The sequence below is a fragment of the Bacillus sp. sid0103 genome, from assembly GCF_019219025.1.
The window spans coordinates 230,591-246,759 of the sequence record NZ_JAHUWN010000006.1 but is presented as its reverse complement, the minus strand read 5'-3'; the positions used below and the strand labels follow the sequence as shown (position 1 = coordinate 246,759).

Sequence of the window (16,169 nt, the reverse complement as noted above, 5' to 3'; positions counted from 1 at the left end):
GCGGATTTAATATAGTAAGCTAACACTCAATTCAGATAAATTTGTTGAATTTTGTAGAAAATTTTAACATAAATGTTAAATTAATAAAACTATTTTGAAAAGCAGTACTTTTGAATTACATCCTTTGATTGATATCAAGTCAATTGATAGAATAGCGTAACCCACTTCTATCTGAATGCTAGCACAATGATATCATCAAGCTATTTTGATTCAAAATGAAAGAAGTATTCGTAATGTCAGCATTTAGAGGAATGACCTGTTCAAATACACTAGGAGAAACTATGACATACAAAAAGCACACTTGTGAAGTGTGCTTTTTACAGGATCAGTATGTACGTTTATAAGGCGGGAGCTTCCATCCCCATTTGACTCCATTCTTCGCGTGCTGGCCCATATACTCCTGGCACAGTTAATCCAGCTTGGCGCATGAGGACGGTCATTTGACCGCGATGATGGATGATGTGCTTAATCAACAGAGAGAGTGTAACTCCTTTTGGCATATCCATACCGAACACATTCTTCATTTCTTTTAAGGATGCATCTGTCCATTGCTGCTTGACTGCGTCAATTGTGTCAGCACTAACCTTGCGGAAAGTATCAGCAATTACTGTTGCTGAAGATGGTACGTCATTTCCATTTTCAACTTTTTCTATAGATATGCCAAACTCGTTGAGCATTTCTTGTGTGCTAGCTACAACATGCCACACAATTCTCCCTAACGTACGGTCATTTGGGGATACCTCTTGTTGCAGGGATTGGTCAGTCAGAACATCTAACACTTTTTGCGTAGAGGATGCTTCTTGATTCCATTCCCCGATAAATTCAGATATAGAAGTATACATGATTCTTTCCTCCATCATTCATAAGTTTTTACAATAAAAGTATACCGTTTATGTTAAAAATAGAGAAATTTTCCACTAAAATTAATAAACTGATTAATACTCCTCTACCGTTGAAATATATGGTAGATTTCGATACTTTTGTGCATAATCAATCCCATAGCCGACGATGAATTCATCTGGGATGACAAAGCCAACATAATCAACCGGCAAGTCTACTCTCCTTCTTTCAGGCTTATCTAACAGCGTGCAAATTTTTATTTGTTTCGGATTATGTGATTTCAAATGGCCGCGCAAGAAATGCAAGGTCAGGCCACTGTCTATTATATCCTCAACAACTAAAACATTCTGACCGGTAATATTCGCATCAAGATCCTTTAGTAATCTTACTTTTCCCGTTGTTGCTGTTTCATCTCCATAGCTGGATACTGAGATGAAATCAATTTTGATATCCCCCTTCATCTCACGAATCAAATCGGCAGCGAAGATAAATGATCCTTTAAGAACAACGATTAGAACAATGGCTTCATTATTAAAATCACTTTCAATTTGCTCTGCTAATTTCTTTACTCTGTCTTTAATTTCGGTTTCGGAAATCATCACATCTTTTATTCTGTATGCCACGAAATACACCCTCTTCTAAAAAAATAAAAGCCAATACGAAAAACCAATTAGTTTGATTTTTCGTATTGGCGATGATTATTATACACCTTTATATGCTTGACGGTAAATTTCGGCTAATTCTATTACTAATGGCAGCTTTGGATTGGCTGTGGTGCATTGATCTTCAAATGCCCGATCTGCTAAATAGTCTACCTTGTTTTCAAACTCAACTTTATTAATATTATTTGCTTCAAGACTCATTGGAATTTCAAGTTCTTTTGCTAGTTTGATAATAGCTTGAATAAGACTCTCTACACCTTCCTCAGTGGTGTTTGCAGATAAACCTAGTATTCTGGCAATTTCAGCATAACGTTTGTCAGCCTTAAAATGGTTGTACTTCGGAAAAGCTGTAAATTTTTTCGGTTTGGTTGCATTATAGCGAATAACATGCGGCATCAGGATTGCATTCGCCCGTCCATGTGCAATATGGAATTCGGCACCAAGTTTATGAGCTAAACTATGGTTAATACCCAAAAAAGCGTTAGCAAAGGCCATGCCGGCAATGGTTGAAGCATTATGAACCTTTTCACGCGCTTCTTCATCCTGTCCGTTTTTGTAGGCTCTTGGCAGGTACTCGAATACGAGTTGGATTGCTTTAATTGCTAGGCCATCTGTAAAGTCATTCGCCATACACGAAACATAAGCTTCAATCGCGTGTGTCAAGACGTCCAATCCCGTATCGGCAGTAATATGTTTAGGTACGGTCATCACAAATTGCGGATCAATAATCGCCACGTCAGGAGTCAATTCATAATCAGCAAGCGGATATTTAATATTTGCTTCTTTATCTGTAATCACTGAGAAGGAAGTTACTTCCGAACCTGTTCCAGAGGTCGTCGGAATAGCCACGAATTGTGCCCTTTGGCCGAGATGTGGATATTTAACAATTCGTTTTCGAATATCTAAGAATTTTTGTTTTAAGCCAAAGAATTCAGTATCTGGATGTTCGTAAAATAACCACATTCCTTTGGCTGCATCCATGGCAGACCCGCCGCCTAATGCGATGATTACATCAGGCTGGAAATTAGCCATCATTTCGGCACCCTTCATCACTGTTTCAATGGATGGATCCGGTTCAACATCTGAAAAGATTTCGCAATGCACATAATCTTGACGTTTTCTTAAATAGTATAGCACTTTATCTACATAGCCTAATTTCACCATTCCAGGGTCTGTGACAATAAATGCTTTTGAAATCTTCGGCATTTTTGCTAAGTACTGTGTAGAGTTTTTCTCGAAATAAATTTTAGATGGAACTTTAAACCACTGCATATTTATATTCCTTTTGGCTACTTTTTTAATGTTGATCAAATGAATGGTGCCCACGTTTGTAGAAACTGAGTTTCCGCCATACGTTCCACAGCCAAGGGTCAAGGACGGCATATAGGCATTATATATATCACCAATCGCACCTTGTGAAGATGGGGCGTTGACAATAATTCGGCCTGCTCTCATCCGTAAGCCAAACTTTTGAATTACCGTTTGGTCAGTGGTGTGAATTACAGCTGAGTGACCTAACCCACCGAACTCCAGCATTTCTTCTGCTCGTTTTAGTCCTTCCTCGAGACAGCCTACCTTGTAACATGCGAGCACTGGGCTTAATTTTTCCCTTGAAAGCGGGTAGTCTGGTCCAACACCTTTTATTTCAGCAACAAGAATCTTCGTATGGTCTGGAACCTTTACTCCTGCCATTTCAGCGATTTGAGAAGCGGCCATCCCTACAATTGCGGCGTTAACAGCACATGACTGTTCATTAATGACTAATTTTTCCACCTTTGATTTTTCTTCCTCATTTAAAAAATAACAATTATTTGCCATCATTTCTTGTTTTACATCATCGTAAATTTCTTTATCTATAATAACTGCTTGTTCAGATGCACAAATCATTCCATTATCAAACGTCTTTGATAAAATTAAGTCATTTACTGCTTGATGAAGATTCGCCGTTTTTTCAATATAGCAAGGGACATTTCCTGGTCCTACACCTAGAGCTGGCTTCCCTGAACTGTACGCTGATTTAACCATGCCCGCACCGCCAGTGGCAAGAATTAATGAAATTTTGGAGTGGTTCATTAAAGCTTGGGTTGCTTCGAGCGATGGTATTTCGATCCATTGGATGCAATTTTCTGGAGCTCCCGCCTTGATTGCTGCATCTCTAAGAACCCTTGCCGCTTCGCTGCTGCATTTTTGAGCTGATGGGTGGAAGGCAAAAATAATTGGATTTCTGGTCTTTATCGAAATAAGTGCTTTAAACATAGTGGTCGATGTTGGGTTAGTTACTGGTGTTACTCCCGCAATAACTCCCACGGGTTCCGCAATTTCAATCATTCCTTCAAGTTCATTTTCGTTAATGATACCAACGGTTTTATCGTATTTGATATTATGATAAACATATTCTGTAGCAAACATGTTTTTGATGATTTTATCTTCGTAAACCCCTCTCCCTGTTTCGTCAACCGCTAATTTCGCAAGCGGCATGTGTTGGTCAAGACCAGCCAAGGCCATTTCTTTGACAATTTCATTAATCATTTCTTGGTCAAAGTTACGGAATTCATCCAAGGCTTTTAGACCCTTCTCAACCAAAACATTAACCATCTTTGTTACATTTTGCTTTTCTTTAACTGCCGTTTCTACCACTGTCATCGTAATACCTCCGTTTGATTTAGTTTTTGTGAAATTTTTCACAAATGTTTATAAAAAATATAAACAATCAAGTTGGTATTTTCTTTGGGTGTCTTATTTGTGAAGTTTTTCACATTATCTGTTAAAAATAAAAACATTCCACTTGATTTTTACGCAATTTGTTATTCACACACAGGATTACGCGGTATCTTTTCGAATAAAATGTCGGTTAGAACTTTCGAATACTTTTTAACAATGATCACGTAATTTACGGTCCAAATATAGGCAGGAACATCTTCATTTTCTTTGAAATACATTGCCTCAAATTCGTCACCAACTGATTCTTCGAATGTTTCCATTGTATAAGTTTCAGAATCGGTCGAGAAGGTTTTCCATTCACAAACCATCATGTCTTATCACTCCTTGTTTGTTTATGAATTGATCATAACATGAAATTTGGAAAATAGTTTGTGAAATGTTGAACAAAGTGTGAATCATGGTAAATTATAGTTTTTGGGAACGACCTCATAGTGACCGTTTCATTAATTAATCAGGGTTTCGGGCACTAAAGAACTCTCTTACTTACCGTATCCCCATGCGAAATCAGCTTTCGGGCATTTAAGAGGACTCTTTCTTACCGTATCCACCTTGGAGAACAGATTTCGGGAAATAAGAGGCTCTCTTTTTTACCCGAACCCTTTGCGAATCCGATCTTTGGGAATTTAAGAGGCCTCTTTCTTACCCGAATCCTTTGCGAATCCGATCTTTGGGAATTTAAGAGGCCTCTTTCTTACCCGAATCCTTTGTGAATCAGATCTATGGGAATTTAAGAGGCCTCTTTCTTACCCGAATCCTTTGTGAATCCGATCTTTGGGAATTTAAGAGGCCTCTTTCTTACCGTAACTCTTCCCTAAAACTGTTTTCGGGCGTTTAACCACCTTTTACATCAACACAATCCCTTCTGGAAGTTTAATAGAAGTTAGAATGTCCGTCTCTTTCACGCGATTAACAGAATAGGAAGAACCATTCAATATCTCATGATCCAGATACCCGGGGGGCACATCAATTTCACCAAATCACACTGCTTTTAACATGAAAATTAAAATCTCTATCCAATTGGAGAGTAGGTTTTTGCTAATATTACACTCTATAATAATCTGCTTTCCAATTAGTAATCTGTTTCTTAATTTCATCTGGGCTTAAATTTTGTGAAACTGCCTTTTCGCTTAGTTCCGGTAATTCATCATCACTAGCAAACCTGAGAGCTATAATTTGACCCATTGTAAGTCTGGCATCAAGTAATTTTCCTGTCAAAACATAATGGCGAAGATTTTCTTCTGCTCGTATCGCTCGGTCCTGTGCTTTTAAAGGATACTGTCTAATTAATAAAAACATGATGGCCAAGATAAAAACGATGGCTAAAAAAAGGATGGCAGATAGACTAATTCCGTTTCTAATAATTAACCAAATAGCACCTACCAATGTAAGTAATAATAAGAGCGATAAGATATAATGAAACAATGGGTGAAATCTACGGTGATTCTGGTAATTTTGATTCATTGTTTTTCCTCCTATATTGTTTTTTTACTCCCATTTAAATGTATAACTAGCTATCACAAATGCAGCAATTAGCCAACCGCCTAAAATAGCTGTTTCCATCCCCAAACTCGTCCAGCTTGCCCCAACATTCATGATTTCTCGCAATGCCGTGCTTAAATGTGAAATCGGCAGGATCTTTACGATAGGTTGAAGAAACTCCGGCATATTTTTTATTGGGAAGAAAACTCCCCCTAAAAATAACATTGGGAATGATAGCACACCTGCGATCGGTGCGGCACTTTCAGGTGTTTTTGCAATTCCCGCAATGATGAACCCGATTGCCATAAAAGCTAGTGTTCCAAGAACTATAAAACATATCAAGGTAAACCAAGAACCGCGGACTTCAACGCCAAATAAGAGATGGGCAACTAGTAATACTATCAGCGCTTGCAATCCATTCATTACCAACCTAGCTGTAATTTGTGCTGCTATGAAAGTAGAGGCTTTGAGGGTAGTCCCCTGCATCCTGCGTAAAATCCCACGCTCTCTCCATGCTGCTATTTGACCAGCTACCCCATTCATGTTATTACTCATAATCATCATAGCAACAATACCGGGTACCAAGAAATCAATATATTGCAATTGAAGAGCTTGTATTCCGTGCGAATCCATCACAACGACTGGCTCATAAGAAACAATACGTTTACTAATTTCATCGATTACTCCATTAACAAGAGCTAAGCCTACCTGTGAAACAGCAAAATTCGTATCATTAAAATAAACCGGGATGTTGAATGGCTTTACTTGTGATCCACTATTTTTCAAACTAGATTCATAGCCTTTAGGAATGAGGACGACAAGTTGTAAATCACCATTTTTCAAACTGGTTTGTGCTGACTCTTCATCTTTTCTCATCTCTAGATGAATTGCTTCATTTTTTTTAAGAGCTTTTACAAACTCACTTGAAAACGTTGTGTGATCTTCATCAATCAGTCCGATTGACAGGGATAGTCCATTTCCTTTACCTAAAAATAAACCTAGCATGGTCATGAGGAGGATCGGGAAGATCAAAGTCCACATCAGCACCTGGCGATTCCGTAGAAAAATGCGCAGCTGTGCGAGAGTTAACTGCCAGTAAGCTTTCATGCTTCTCTTAATCTCCTTCCCGTCATGTGAATAAATACATCTTCTAGTGTCGCTGTCCTTGTTTGCAGATCAATTATTTGCAGATTGTTTTCAGTTGCAAATTGGATTAAGCTTGTCAATGTGTTCTGTAAATGATCCGTATAAAGTACATGGATATCTGTTTGATTTCCAACTTTCTTTACACAGTCAATACTAGAGAAATCAATGAAGTCTACTTGTTCTAAGACTCTAAACTCTAAGGCGCTATCTGACTGGAGACTTTTCACTAATTGAGTAGGGGCATCCAAAGCAATCAGTTCCCCTTGATCCATGATGGCAATTCGATCGCATAGATTGTGTGCTTCATCCATGTAATGAGTGGTTAACACGATTGTTTTGCCTTTATTTTTCAATTGAAGAACAATATCCCATAATGATCGTCTAGCTTGAGGATCTAAACCCGTGGTCGGTTCATCTAAGAAAACAACCTGTGGATCGTGAACCAATGCTAGAGCAATCGCTAAACGCTGCTTTTGACCACCTGAAAGACCTTTTATTCGGCTTTTGCTTTTCTCAGTAAGCAACACATCTTCTATGAGTTGAGAAATAGAAATATGTGATGGATAAAAGCTTGCGTACATTTGCAGAATTTCCTCAACAGTCAGCAGTTCAAAAAGCGAAGTTGATTGTAACTGTACCCCGATGATTTCCTTTATTTTTGAAAGCTCACGTAAGATATCGTGTGAACCAATTATGGCTGTTCCTTCATCTGGTTTACGCAGGCCTACCAGCATTTCAAGCGTAGTCGTTTTCCCTGCGCCATTAGGACCCAAGAGACCGAATATCTCACCCTTTCGTACTTGAAAATGGACACCACTCACCGCTTTAAATGATCCATAGTTCTTTACAAGTCCTTTTACATCAATAATAGTATCTTGAGAAAAATTCATGTAGGTGCTTCCTCCTCTCAATTAGAATTGAATAGAATGGTCAGTCCTTCCTGTTAACCCAATTTATTGTTAAAATACTTTCCTCCATAGGAAAACCTTACCATTACAAATGTGTTACGTCTACAAAATAAAGAATGGCTTAAATAACTAGTACAAGAATTACAAAATAATCCTTCTTCCTTTTTTTATTTCAATCCCTTAATTTTTTCTAATAGCCTGTTATGTACTTTTGATAATATGAGTAAGGCGAGGATAGAACCAATAAAGGTTAAAAACATATCCCACTGTGCATCCCAAATATCACCTTGTGCTCCTAAAAACTCAGTGGAAGTCTTTCTGTTCTTTGTTAATTTAGTCGATAACCATTCGATTATTTCATACATAGCTCCAATTGCGAGTGAAAAACTTAATATCACCGAAATTAACCAAGGACCTTTTTTAGTCACTCTTTTTCGGATTAATACTTCTCTTATTACAATGGCAAACAATCCTTTTAAGAAATGCCCAAAGCGGTCATAGTGGTTTCGATTTAATTCAAAATAATCTTTTATCCAAGTAAAAAGTGGAACCTTTGAGTAAGTATAATGACCACCAATGAAGGTAAGAATCGAAAGAATGGCAATTATGAGATAGGCTAGCGAAGTAAGACGAAACTTATTATAGGTAAAAAGTACAATCATACATATTACAATGGCAGGAACTACTTCCATCGCCCATATTAAATATCCTGCTGGCTTATAGATTGACCAACTAAAAACGGCAATTACAATCAAGATAAGTAGTAAATGAAAGTAAGCACTTTTATCTCTTATCACTTAACTCACTCCTAATGATATTACAGTTGTAAAGTTAAAAACTAACTAACTTGCTCTCCGTTGCAAAATGAAAAAATAACTTTTATAGGTTGTCCATCCTAACTGTTATTAAACAACATAGCTTTTTAAATTTCTGTTCAAAATAAATATCAAAAGCGGTGGGTTTTAAATCAATGGAGTTATCTAGGAGGAGAACGAAATAGGAATATATAAATCGCAGGTATTTTTCCAACATCACAGGTATCCTCTCCAACAAGGACCACTAAAATAGTAAATAAAAATAAGCCATCAAATACTAGAGTCATTTAAACTCTAGTATTTAATGGCTTGAATATGCTACGCCTCAAATAATAAAATATATTAACAGGTAATTTGCTAACATGTTTTCCTTATTCAGGTAGGAAACCATGTTGTAGTTTAAAGTACCTTGCTTAAGAACGCTTGGGTTCGTTCGTGCTGAGGGTTACTGAATAACTCATTCGGTTTATTTTCTTCAACAATGTAACCTCCGTCCATGAAGATGACCCGATCGCCGACTTCCCTGGCAAAACCCATTTCATGGGTAACCACAACCATTGTCATACCTTCTATAGCAAGCTGTTTCATAACTTCTAAAACATCACCAACCATTTCAGGGTCAAGTGCAGATGTCGGCTCGTCAAATAGCATAATTTTTGGATTCATGGCTAATGCCCTGGCAATCGCAACCCTCTGTTTTTGCCCCCCAGATAGTTCTCCAGGAAAGCTATTCGCTTTTTCTCTAAGACCTACTTTGTCTAATAGCTCAAATGCCAATTTTTCAGCTGCTGCTTTATCAATCCCGTGAATTTTAATAGGTCCCATGGTGATGTTCTCTAAAACAGTTTTATGAGGAAATAGATTAAATTGCTGAAACACCATTCCTACTTCTTGTCTAACTTTGTTTATATTGATTTTTGGGTCTGTTATATCCTGTCCGTTAATGACTACCTCTCCACCTGAAATTTCTTCAAGGCGATTTAAACAGCGAAGGAACGTACTCTTTCCTGAGCCAGAAGGACCAATAACGCAAACTACCTCTTTTTCTTTTATTTCTGCATTGATATCTTTTAATACCTCTACCTTACCAAACGATTTTCTTAGGTTTTTAACAGTGATCATGCTCATCTAATCTGAATCCTCCTTTCTATGAAATTAGCAAGCAGTGTTAATAAATAAATAATAATAAAATAAATGATTCCTACAGCCAGCCAAATCTTAAATGCTTCGAAGGTGGCAGAGGCTTGAATTTGTCCTTGCTGAGTTAAATCTGCAATCCCAATAACAGATAAAAGAGACGTATCCTTTAAACTTATAATTGATTGGTTTGTAATTGTAGGTAGCATTCTTCTAAAGGCCTGTGGAAGCACCACATATCTCATGGTTTGTGCGCCTGTAAAACCAATCGATCTCGCTGCTTCAGTCTGTCCTTTATCAATCGATTGAATTCCCGCTCTGATAATCTCAGCAAAATAGGCCCCCGCATTTATGGCAACAGTGATGATCCCAGCGGTTGTGCTGTTTAAGGAAACCAATTGGAGAGAGTTTACACCGAAATAGATAAAAAACAATTGTACAATAAATGGTGTCCCACGAATGGCATCAACATAAACCTTAGCAATCCAGTTTAAGAACTTGATTGGTGCTAATCGCAATAACGCTATTACTAAACCAATTAAAAAACCTAGAATAATGGCAATTACAAATATATATAGGGTTACTTGAAGCCCTTTTAATAACATTGGCAATGCTGCAGAAATAATATCCATCTTGTTCATCCCCTTTCAAAAAAGAAAGCGCGCATTAAGCGCGCCTAATCATCACATATTCTCTATTCACCTAGATACGATTTAATAATTTTATCATACGTTCCATCTTTCTTTAACTCATCAAGGCCTTTGTTAATTTTTTTCAAAATATCCGCGTTTTGTCCTTTTAGTACAGCAATTCCATATTGATCTCCATTTAAGCGATCGCCCACGATTTTTAATCCAAGGTCTTTTTGGGCAATTGCATACGAAATTACAGGATAATCTTCAATAAGAGCATCTGCATTTCCGTTAGCTACCTCTTGGAACATGGCAGGGCTATCATTAAATTGAGTAACGGTAATCCCTAATTTTGCAGCATTATCTTGTGCATATTTAGCACCAGTTGTTCCTTTTTTAACTGCAACCTTTTTTCCTTTAAGGTCATCTACTGATTTAATACTAGAATTATCTTTTTTAACAACGACTGTTAACCCAGCATCAAAATATGGTGTTGAGAAATCTACTACCTTTTTTCTATCATCCGTAATACTCATTCCTGCAATGGCCACATCTAGCTGATTTGCTTGCATTGCTGGAATAATTCCACCGAAATCCATTGGTGAAAGTTCGATTTTAATGCCTTGGTTTTTCGCTATTGCATTGATTAATTCGATATCAATTCCCTTATACTCGTTACCTTCTTTAAATTCAAACGGCGGATAAGTGGTATCAACACCGACTTTATATACTTTTCCACCTTTTTCTTTCTCGCCTGCTGTTTCTTTGCTTCCACAAGCAGCGATAAAGATAGAAAGGATTAATAACAAACTTAATAGACCTAATTTCTTCATTTCATTCTCCCCTTTAATTATCAGATTGTTCTCCACTTGCTGAATATAGTGAATTTACTTATCTAATATAGCACACATAGTTAACAAAAAAAAAGAATTAAACTATATGAATATACAAAAAAATTAACTATAAAAATATAATAATATAATTTTGTTGTTTGTGATTTCTAGTCCTTTCTTTATTCATACTTACGTAAGCCTGCACTTAATGAAAAATTTATTTTTCTTTTTTTAATTAATTTGTATTTCAATATTTAAAAATCCTATAACTTGCCCTCACTTTTTTTCACAAAACAAAACCGCTTGAAAGGTAAGTTCCAAGCGTTTTTGTCTATATTCCACCCATTAATTGACATCTTCAAATTCTCTTGCAATTCTTTCAAACGCTTCCTGGATGAGTGGTCTTGGTGACGGGATACAAATTCTTTGCCACTGTACCCCTTCTTTGCCAAACATCTTCCCATCTTCAAGAAGAACATTCGCTTTATTGTAAATCCGATCATGGATTTCTTCCGGCGAGAGCCCATAACCGCTAAAATCCATCCACATAATATAGGTCCCCTCTGGGATCCTCACTTTAACTTTCGGCATTTTCTCCGCTAAAAATTGGACAGCCCATTCCATTGTCCCATCAATATAGTCCTTCAGTTGCTCTAACCAATCTTCTCCTTCATTATAGACGGCAATCAGTGCAGAAACGGTAAAGGGTGAGGGCAAGTGCATCCCCATCACCTTATTATAGGTATTGCGAAGTTCTGGATTTGAGATAATCACATTCGTACAATGAAGTCCAGCGACATTGAATGTCTTATTAATCGCTGTAAAAGTAATAATCCGATCACGATGTTCGGAAACTTTGGCGATTGGAGTAAAGGTCTGATTGCGGCGAATTAAATCGCCGTGGATTTCATCCGCAACGATAAGGACATCATGTTGTGCACAAATATCGGCTAATCTTCTTAATTCCTCCTGAGTAAACACTCTTCCAGTTGGATTATGAGGATTACATAAAATGAACATTTTCGTCGTTTCTTCTTTTGCCTTCGCTTCAAAATCGTCAAAATCAATTTGAAAATAGCCTTCACTATTGGCTTTTAGTGGACTATTTACAACTTTTCTTCCGTTCGATTGAATCGCCGAAGTAAATGGCGGATACACTGGGCGTTGGATAATAATGCCATCACCTGGGTTGGTTAATGCTTTGACAGCAACATTTAAGGCATGAACCGTTCCGGGGCTAAAGCTAATTTCTTCCTGCGCGAAATCCCAATCATGTCTCTTTTTAAACCAATGCTGAATGGCTTCAAAATATTCTTTTGGAAAAATGGTATAACCGAAAATCCTATGATCGACTGTCTTATGTAAGGCATCTACTAACGGCTGGGGTACAGGTAAATCCATATCTGCTGTAAACAACGGGATGGTCTCTTCATCATAGCGATCAGTCAGACCAATCTGTTTAATTAACTCTCCTCCATCCCACTTAATTGAATAAGTTCCCCTGCGATTAACCAATTCATCAAAGTTATACTTCATTTACATCCACCTTTCCTCGTCTTATTTCTGTTAATAATTTATTGGCTATATCTAATTATAGCGATAATGCGAAGTGATTAAAAATTTGAAAGAAACATTCATCTAAATGTTTCCTCTGATAAGAAAAAAGAGCCAGGCCTGTTAGCCTTGCTCCATCCTGCGTGTTTATTACTGCCAAAACCTTATCATTTCATTTTAAAATGAGAATTGATTTGACCAATAATCATCTTATGCTTTTCCTTTTTCGCTAGATCTCTGCGAATTTCATGTGTTTGTACGCCTTCTTCTATTTTTTCAGCAATTTCTATGAGTCTTTCAATATCCGCAAATGAATACTTGCGCGTCCCATTTGGAGTCCTGTCAGGAAAAATAAGCTTTCGTGTTTCATAATAATGGATTTGCCTGCTGGATAGACCTGTTAATTCCATCACAATTCCTATTGTGATGACCTTTTGATCACGATAGGATGGATTTTCGTTGCCCAAGATACCACCTGCCCTATTTATTTTGGTTTATTTTAAAAAGTGTGAATTTTATAATAATAACTGATGTTATATATTCTAACATAACATGTAATAAACTAAAACAATAAATTCCTTTCCTACAAAAATTTTCATTTAAAGTTAACACAACTATTATCCTAATAAAAGTAATCGTCAAGAATGTAAGCGAATTCAAGACTTCCCTTCATTTTTGCTGAAAAAACCTTGCAATTACGTTTTTTATACAAAAGGGAATAATAATGAGAAATTTAGAAAACGCTTACTAAAAATCTTCTTTTTTTATATTCTACTATAATTTAAAAAATACAAAAAAATTTCACCAGATGTGGGTGCAGCAAACATAGTTCGCATTTTATATGGTTGACTCTTTAAAAATTGTATGTCACTTTAGAGATATATTCATACATACAGAAGGAGAAGGACTCATTCCCTTATGAAAAGAAAAATACTTGCCTACAACTTTGAATTCTCTGAAACACTAGATCGTTTTAGAGACCAATTTAACGTCGAAATTTTTGAAAAAATCAATCCCAAAACAGACCCGGCTTTTTTGCAAGCTCTAACGGAGGCGGAAGGAATTGTTGGTCTCGCGCTCCCCGTTGATAAAGAATTGTTGGATCGTGCTCCAAATTTAAAAATTGTTTCCAATAACTCAACAGGATTTAATAATCTATCCCTTGAGGAGATGACCAAGCGCGGCGTAATGGGAACAAACACTCCAGGCGTACTTGAGGATACCACGGCCGATGCGATTTTCGGCATACTGCTTGCTGCGGCAAGACGCATCCCGGAGTTGGACCAATTCGTCAAAACAGGAAATTGGAAGCAGCATTTAACCAGAAAAGAATATGCCATCGATGTTCACCATAAAACGTTAGGCATTATTGGAATGGGTAAAATTGGCTCATTAATTGCGAAACGTGGGCATTTTGGTTTTGACATGGATATTCTTTATCATAATCGAACCCCTAACCATGAGGTTGAGGAAAAATATAATGCTGTCTATTGTTCACTTGATACCTTACTAAAGGAATCCGATTTTGTTTGTTTAATGACTCCGCTCACACCTCAAACCGAGAATTTAATGGGGGAACGAGAATTTAAATTGATGAAAAAATCGGCCATATTTGTCAATGGTTCGCGTGGAAAAACAGTCGATGAACAGGCACTAATTGAAGCATTACTAACGCAGAAAATCCATGGAGCGGCATTAGATGTGTTCCAAAATGAACCGGTCGGTGTGAATCATCCTCTGCTGCAATTTCCGAATGTCGTGACGACCCCTCATATTGGATCATCTACCCACGAAACGGAACTAAAAATGGCCAAACTTGCTGTCGAGAATTTAGTAGCAGGATTATCTGGTATGCGCCCTAAGAACCTTGTTAATCCTGAGGTATTGCATTAATTTTACAAAGGAGATTGTACTATGAATTCACCGAAAACCATTGTCGAAAAACTTAATTTGAATAAATATCAGCGGAAATTGGTTCTAAACAAACCGGAAGAATTGGATGAATTGAATGGATTAGATTATGAATCAGCTCTTAAAAATGAAAAATATGATCTGATCTTTATTTTTGTATTTAGTTTAGAAGAATTTGCACGGCAGCTTCAGTCAATAATTGATAACCAATTACTCGAGAAAAATGGTTATGTCTATTTTGCCTATCCAAAAAAGAATAATCCAAAATATAAAGAATACATAGAACGAGACAGTTTGTTTGAGGCTGTAGCAATGGATGAAGAAGGCTATACACTTGGAAGTGACATTAAGTTTTCGAGAATGGTCAGTTTAAACGATGTGTTTACCGTGGTTGGGTTGAAATCAGCCCCTAAAAAGGCAAAAAAGGCTGATAGCAGTAAGGCTAGTCAATGTGTGGACGACTATATTGTTCATGTGGACGATATTAAACAGTATTTAAGCAAAAATGAAGATTTATTAGACATATATAATCAATTAACGTTTGGTTATCAAAAGGATTGGGCCCGCTATGTGTACAGTGCGAAACGAAAAGAAACCCAAGAAAAGCGCTTGTTAGAAATGGACACAGTTCTTGGCGATGGCTATAAATCAATGGATTTATATCGAAGGCAACAAAAATAAACGTACCCCCTTCTTTTAAGTGAAGGGGGTTTTTGTTATTAGTGTGGCCGAGCATCATGCTCGAGGACTTCTTTGATACTAAGCGGCTCATTCGAACAGGGTCACGACCAATAACCGAGACATGAAAACCGTCATTTACCTACCACATAGAGACACTAGCTAACATTCCAGTGCCCCCAATGACAAGCTCATGTTTCATTCCAGTTACTCCTTTTTGGTAATGATAGATTTACTTTACCATTAAAAGGAACTAGGCCTCAACTGAAGGGTGTTGGTTTTGTATGGTATTTATATTAGTTTACATAATATTATTATTGTTTCCAACATTTGATGTCTAGCACGAATATTCTGGAATCATAGACAAAATCCTGCTAAATCATCAGAAAAAAGTGAACTTTATCGAGTAAATAGTACTCGCGCGAGTAAATGCCGCTTATCCGCCAGTTAACTCACCTTATCCGCCAGTTAACTCACCTTATCCGCCAGTTAACTCCCTATCCGCCAGTTAACTCACCTTATCCGCCAGTTAACTCACCTTATCCGCCAGTTAACTCAACCTATCCGCCAGTTAACTCACCTTATCCGCCAGTTAACTCCCTATCCCGTTCAATTACATAGGCAGGAATTAGATTATGAAAGAATATAATAAAATACATTTTCGAATCATTTTTATAAAAATCCAACCTGTTTCCTCCTTAATAATTGTAATTTGCACTTACAACCATTAAGGAGGCGGCCGGATGTTTACTTGAATTGATTAACAAGGCGGTCTTATCATTTTCTTACCGTCATCTCCCATCTGCTTCTATTTATTTACATTTATATAGTGCCCACAAGAAAATGGATGGTG

At 37.1% G+C, this 16,169-nt stretch carries 15 protein-coding genes; 2 read left to right on the top strand and 13 right to left on the bottom strand.

Going from position 1 to position 16,169, the window contains the following annotated elements; translation table 11 throughout:
* Positions 1-338 precede the first annotated feature (338 nt).
* From KW850_RS09445 to KW850_RS09385, 13 genes are all read right to left on the bottom strand, one after another.
* Positions 339-842, bottom strand: a complete 504-nt coding sequence (locus KW850_RS09445) for a DinB family protein (protein WP_218347305.1) — start codon at positions 840-842, stop codon at positions 339-341.
* Positions 843-935: 93 nt separating this feature from the next.
* Positions 936-1,463, bottom strand: a complete 528-nt coding sequence (hpt, locus tag KW850_RS09440) for a hypoxanthine phosphoribosyltransferase (protein ID WP_218347304.1) — start codon at positions 1,461-1,463, stop codon at positions 936-938.
* A gap of 78 nt (positions 1,464-1,541) precedes the next feature.
* The gene (gene adhE, locus KW850_RS09435; protein WP_218347303.1) at positions 1,542-4,145 is read right to left on the bottom strand and encodes a bifunctional acetaldehyde-CoA/alcohol dehydrogenase; all 2,604 of its coding nucleotides are present in this window, start codon (positions 4,143-4,145) and stop codon (positions 1,542-1,544) included.
* Between the two features lie 161 nt (positions 4,146-4,306).
* Entirely contained in the window at positions 4,307-4,534 is a 228-nt protein-coding gene (locus KW850_RS09430; RefSeq protein WP_218347302.1) for a hypothetical protein, read from the bottom strand.
* Between the two features lie 730 nt (positions 4,535-5,264).
* On the bottom strand, positions 5,265-5,684 hold the full coding sequence (locus KW850_RS09425) for a DUF6526 family protein (protein ID WP_218347301.1): 420 nt from the start codon (positions 5,682-5,684) through the stop codon (positions 5,265-5,267).
* A gap of 24 nt (positions 5,685-5,708) precedes the next feature.
* Positions 5,709-6,809: an ABC transporter permease gene (locus KW850_RS09420; protein WP_218347300.1), complete on the bottom strand. Its 1,101-nt coding sequence runs from the start codon at positions 6,807-6,809 to the stop codon at positions 5,709-5,711.
* Complete coding sequence (locus KW850_RS09415; protein WP_218347299.1) at positions 6,806-7,738, bottom strand: ABC transporter ATP-binding protein; 933 nt, start codon at positions 7,736-7,738, stop codon at positions 6,806-6,808. Before KW850_RS09415 ends, KW850_RS09420 begins: the two co-directional genes overlap by 4 nt.
* 185 nt (positions 7,739-7,923) lie before the next feature.
* Positions 7,924-8,553 carry a DUF2238 domain-containing protein gene (locus tag KW850_RS09410; RefSeq protein WP_218347298.1) on the bottom strand — a complete coding sequence of 210 codons (630 nt, stop codon included), beginning with the start codon at positions 8,551-8,553 and terminating at the stop codon, positions 7,924-7,926.
* A 417-nt stretch (positions 8,554-8,970) separates the two neighbouring features.
* A complete protein-coding gene (locus KW850_RS09405; protein ID WP_305730285.1) occupies positions 8,971-9,699 on the bottom strand; it encodes an amino acid ABC transporter ATP-binding protein in 729 nt (242 codons plus the stop codon).
* Positions 9,696-10,340 (bottom strand): amino acid ABC transporter permease, encoded by a 645-nt coding sequence (locus KW850_RS09400; RefSeq protein WP_218347297.1) that lies wholly within the window; start codon positions 10,338-10,340, stop codon positions 9,696-9,698. The genes KW850_RS09405 and KW850_RS09400 overlap by 4 nt, the downstream gene beginning before the upstream one ends.
* A gap of 62 nt (positions 10,341-10,402) precedes the next feature.
* Positions 10,403-11,173 (bottom strand): transporter substrate-binding domain-containing protein, encoded by a 771-nt coding sequence (locus KW850_RS09395; protein WP_218347296.1) that lies wholly within the window; start codon positions 11,171-11,173, stop codon positions 10,403-10,405.
* Between the two features lie 345 nt (positions 11,174-11,518).
* A complete protein-coding gene (locus tag KW850_RS09390) occupies positions 11,519-12,709 on the bottom strand; it encodes a MalY/PatB family protein (protein ID WP_218347295.1) in 1,191 nt (396 codons plus the stop codon).
* A gap of 185 nt (positions 12,710-12,894) precedes the next feature.
* Complete coding sequence (locus tag KW850_RS09385; RefSeq protein WP_218347294.1) at positions 12,895-13,194, bottom strand: MerR family transcriptional regulator; 300 nt, start codon at positions 13,192-13,194, stop codon at positions 12,895-12,897.
* Between the two features lie 451 nt (positions 13,195-13,645).
* Here KW850_RS09385 and KW850_RS09380 point away from each other — a divergent pair, with 451 nt between their 5' ends.
* Together KW850_RS09380 and KW850_RS09375 are read left to right on the top strand one after the other, a co-directional pair.
* Positions 13,646-14,620 carry a 2-hydroxyacid dehydrogenase gene (locus tag KW850_RS09380; RefSeq protein ID WP_218347293.1) on the top strand — a complete coding sequence of 325 codons (975 nt, stop codon included), beginning with the start codon at positions 13,646-13,648 and terminating at the stop codon, positions 14,618-14,620.
* 21 nt (positions 14,621-14,641) lie between these two features.
* Positions 14,642-15,319: a YdeI/OmpD-associated family protein gene (locus tag KW850_RS09375; protein ID WP_218347292.1), complete on the top strand. Its 678-nt coding sequence runs from the start codon at positions 14,642-14,644 to the stop codon at positions 15,317-15,319.
* Positions 15,320-16,169 lie beyond the last annotated feature (850 nt).

Excerpts from the sequence above, each read along its gene's own strand:
- KW850_RS09445 (WP_218347305.1), bottom strand. The coding sequence starts at position 842 with ATGTATACTTCTATATCTGAATTTATCGGGGAATGGAATCAAGAAGCA.
- adhE (WP_218347303.1), bottom strand. The coding sequence starts at position 4,145 with ATGACAGTGGTAGAAACGGCAGTTAAAGAAAAGCAAAATGTAACAAAG.
- KW850_RS09430 (WP_218347302.1), bottom strand. The coding sequence starts at position 4,534 with ATGATGGTTTGTGAATGGAAAACCTTCTCGACCGATTCTGAAACTTAT.
- KW850_RS09425 (WP_218347301.1), bottom strand. The coding sequence starts at position 5,684 with ATGAATCAAAATTACCAGAATCACCGTAGATTTCACCCATTGTTTCAT.
- KW850_RS09420 (WP_218347300.1), bottom strand. The coding sequence starts at position 6,809 with ATGAAAGCTTACTGGCAGTTAACTCTCGCACAGCTGCGCATTTTTCTA.
- KW850_RS09415 (WP_218347299.1), bottom strand. The coding sequence starts at position 7,738 with ATGAATTTTTCTCAAGATACTATTATTGATGTAAAAGGACTTGTAAAG.
- KW850_RS09405 (WP_305730285.1), bottom strand. The coding sequence starts at position 9,699 with ATGAGCATGATCACTGTTAAAAACCTAAGAAAATCGTTTGGTAAGGTA.
- KW850_RS09400 (WP_218347297.1), bottom strand. The coding sequence starts at position 10,340 with ATGGATATTATTTCTGCAGCATTGCCAATGTTATTAAAAGGGCTTCAA.
- KW850_RS09395 (WP_218347296.1), bottom strand. The coding sequence starts at position 11,173 with ATGAAGAAATTAGGTCTATTAAGTTTGTTATTAATCCTTTCTATCTTT.
- KW850_RS09390 (WP_218347295.1), bottom strand. The coding sequence starts at position 12,709 with ATGAAGTATAACTTTGATGAATTGGTTAATCGCAGGGGAACTTATTCA.
- KW850_RS09380 (WP_218347293.1), top strand. The coding sequence starts at position 13,646 with ATGAAAAGAAAAATACTTGCCTACAACTTTGAATTCTCTGAAACACTA.
- KW850_RS09375 (WP_218347292.1), top strand. The coding sequence starts at position 14,642 with ATGAATTCACCGAAAACCATTGTCGAAAAACTTAATTTGAATAAATAT.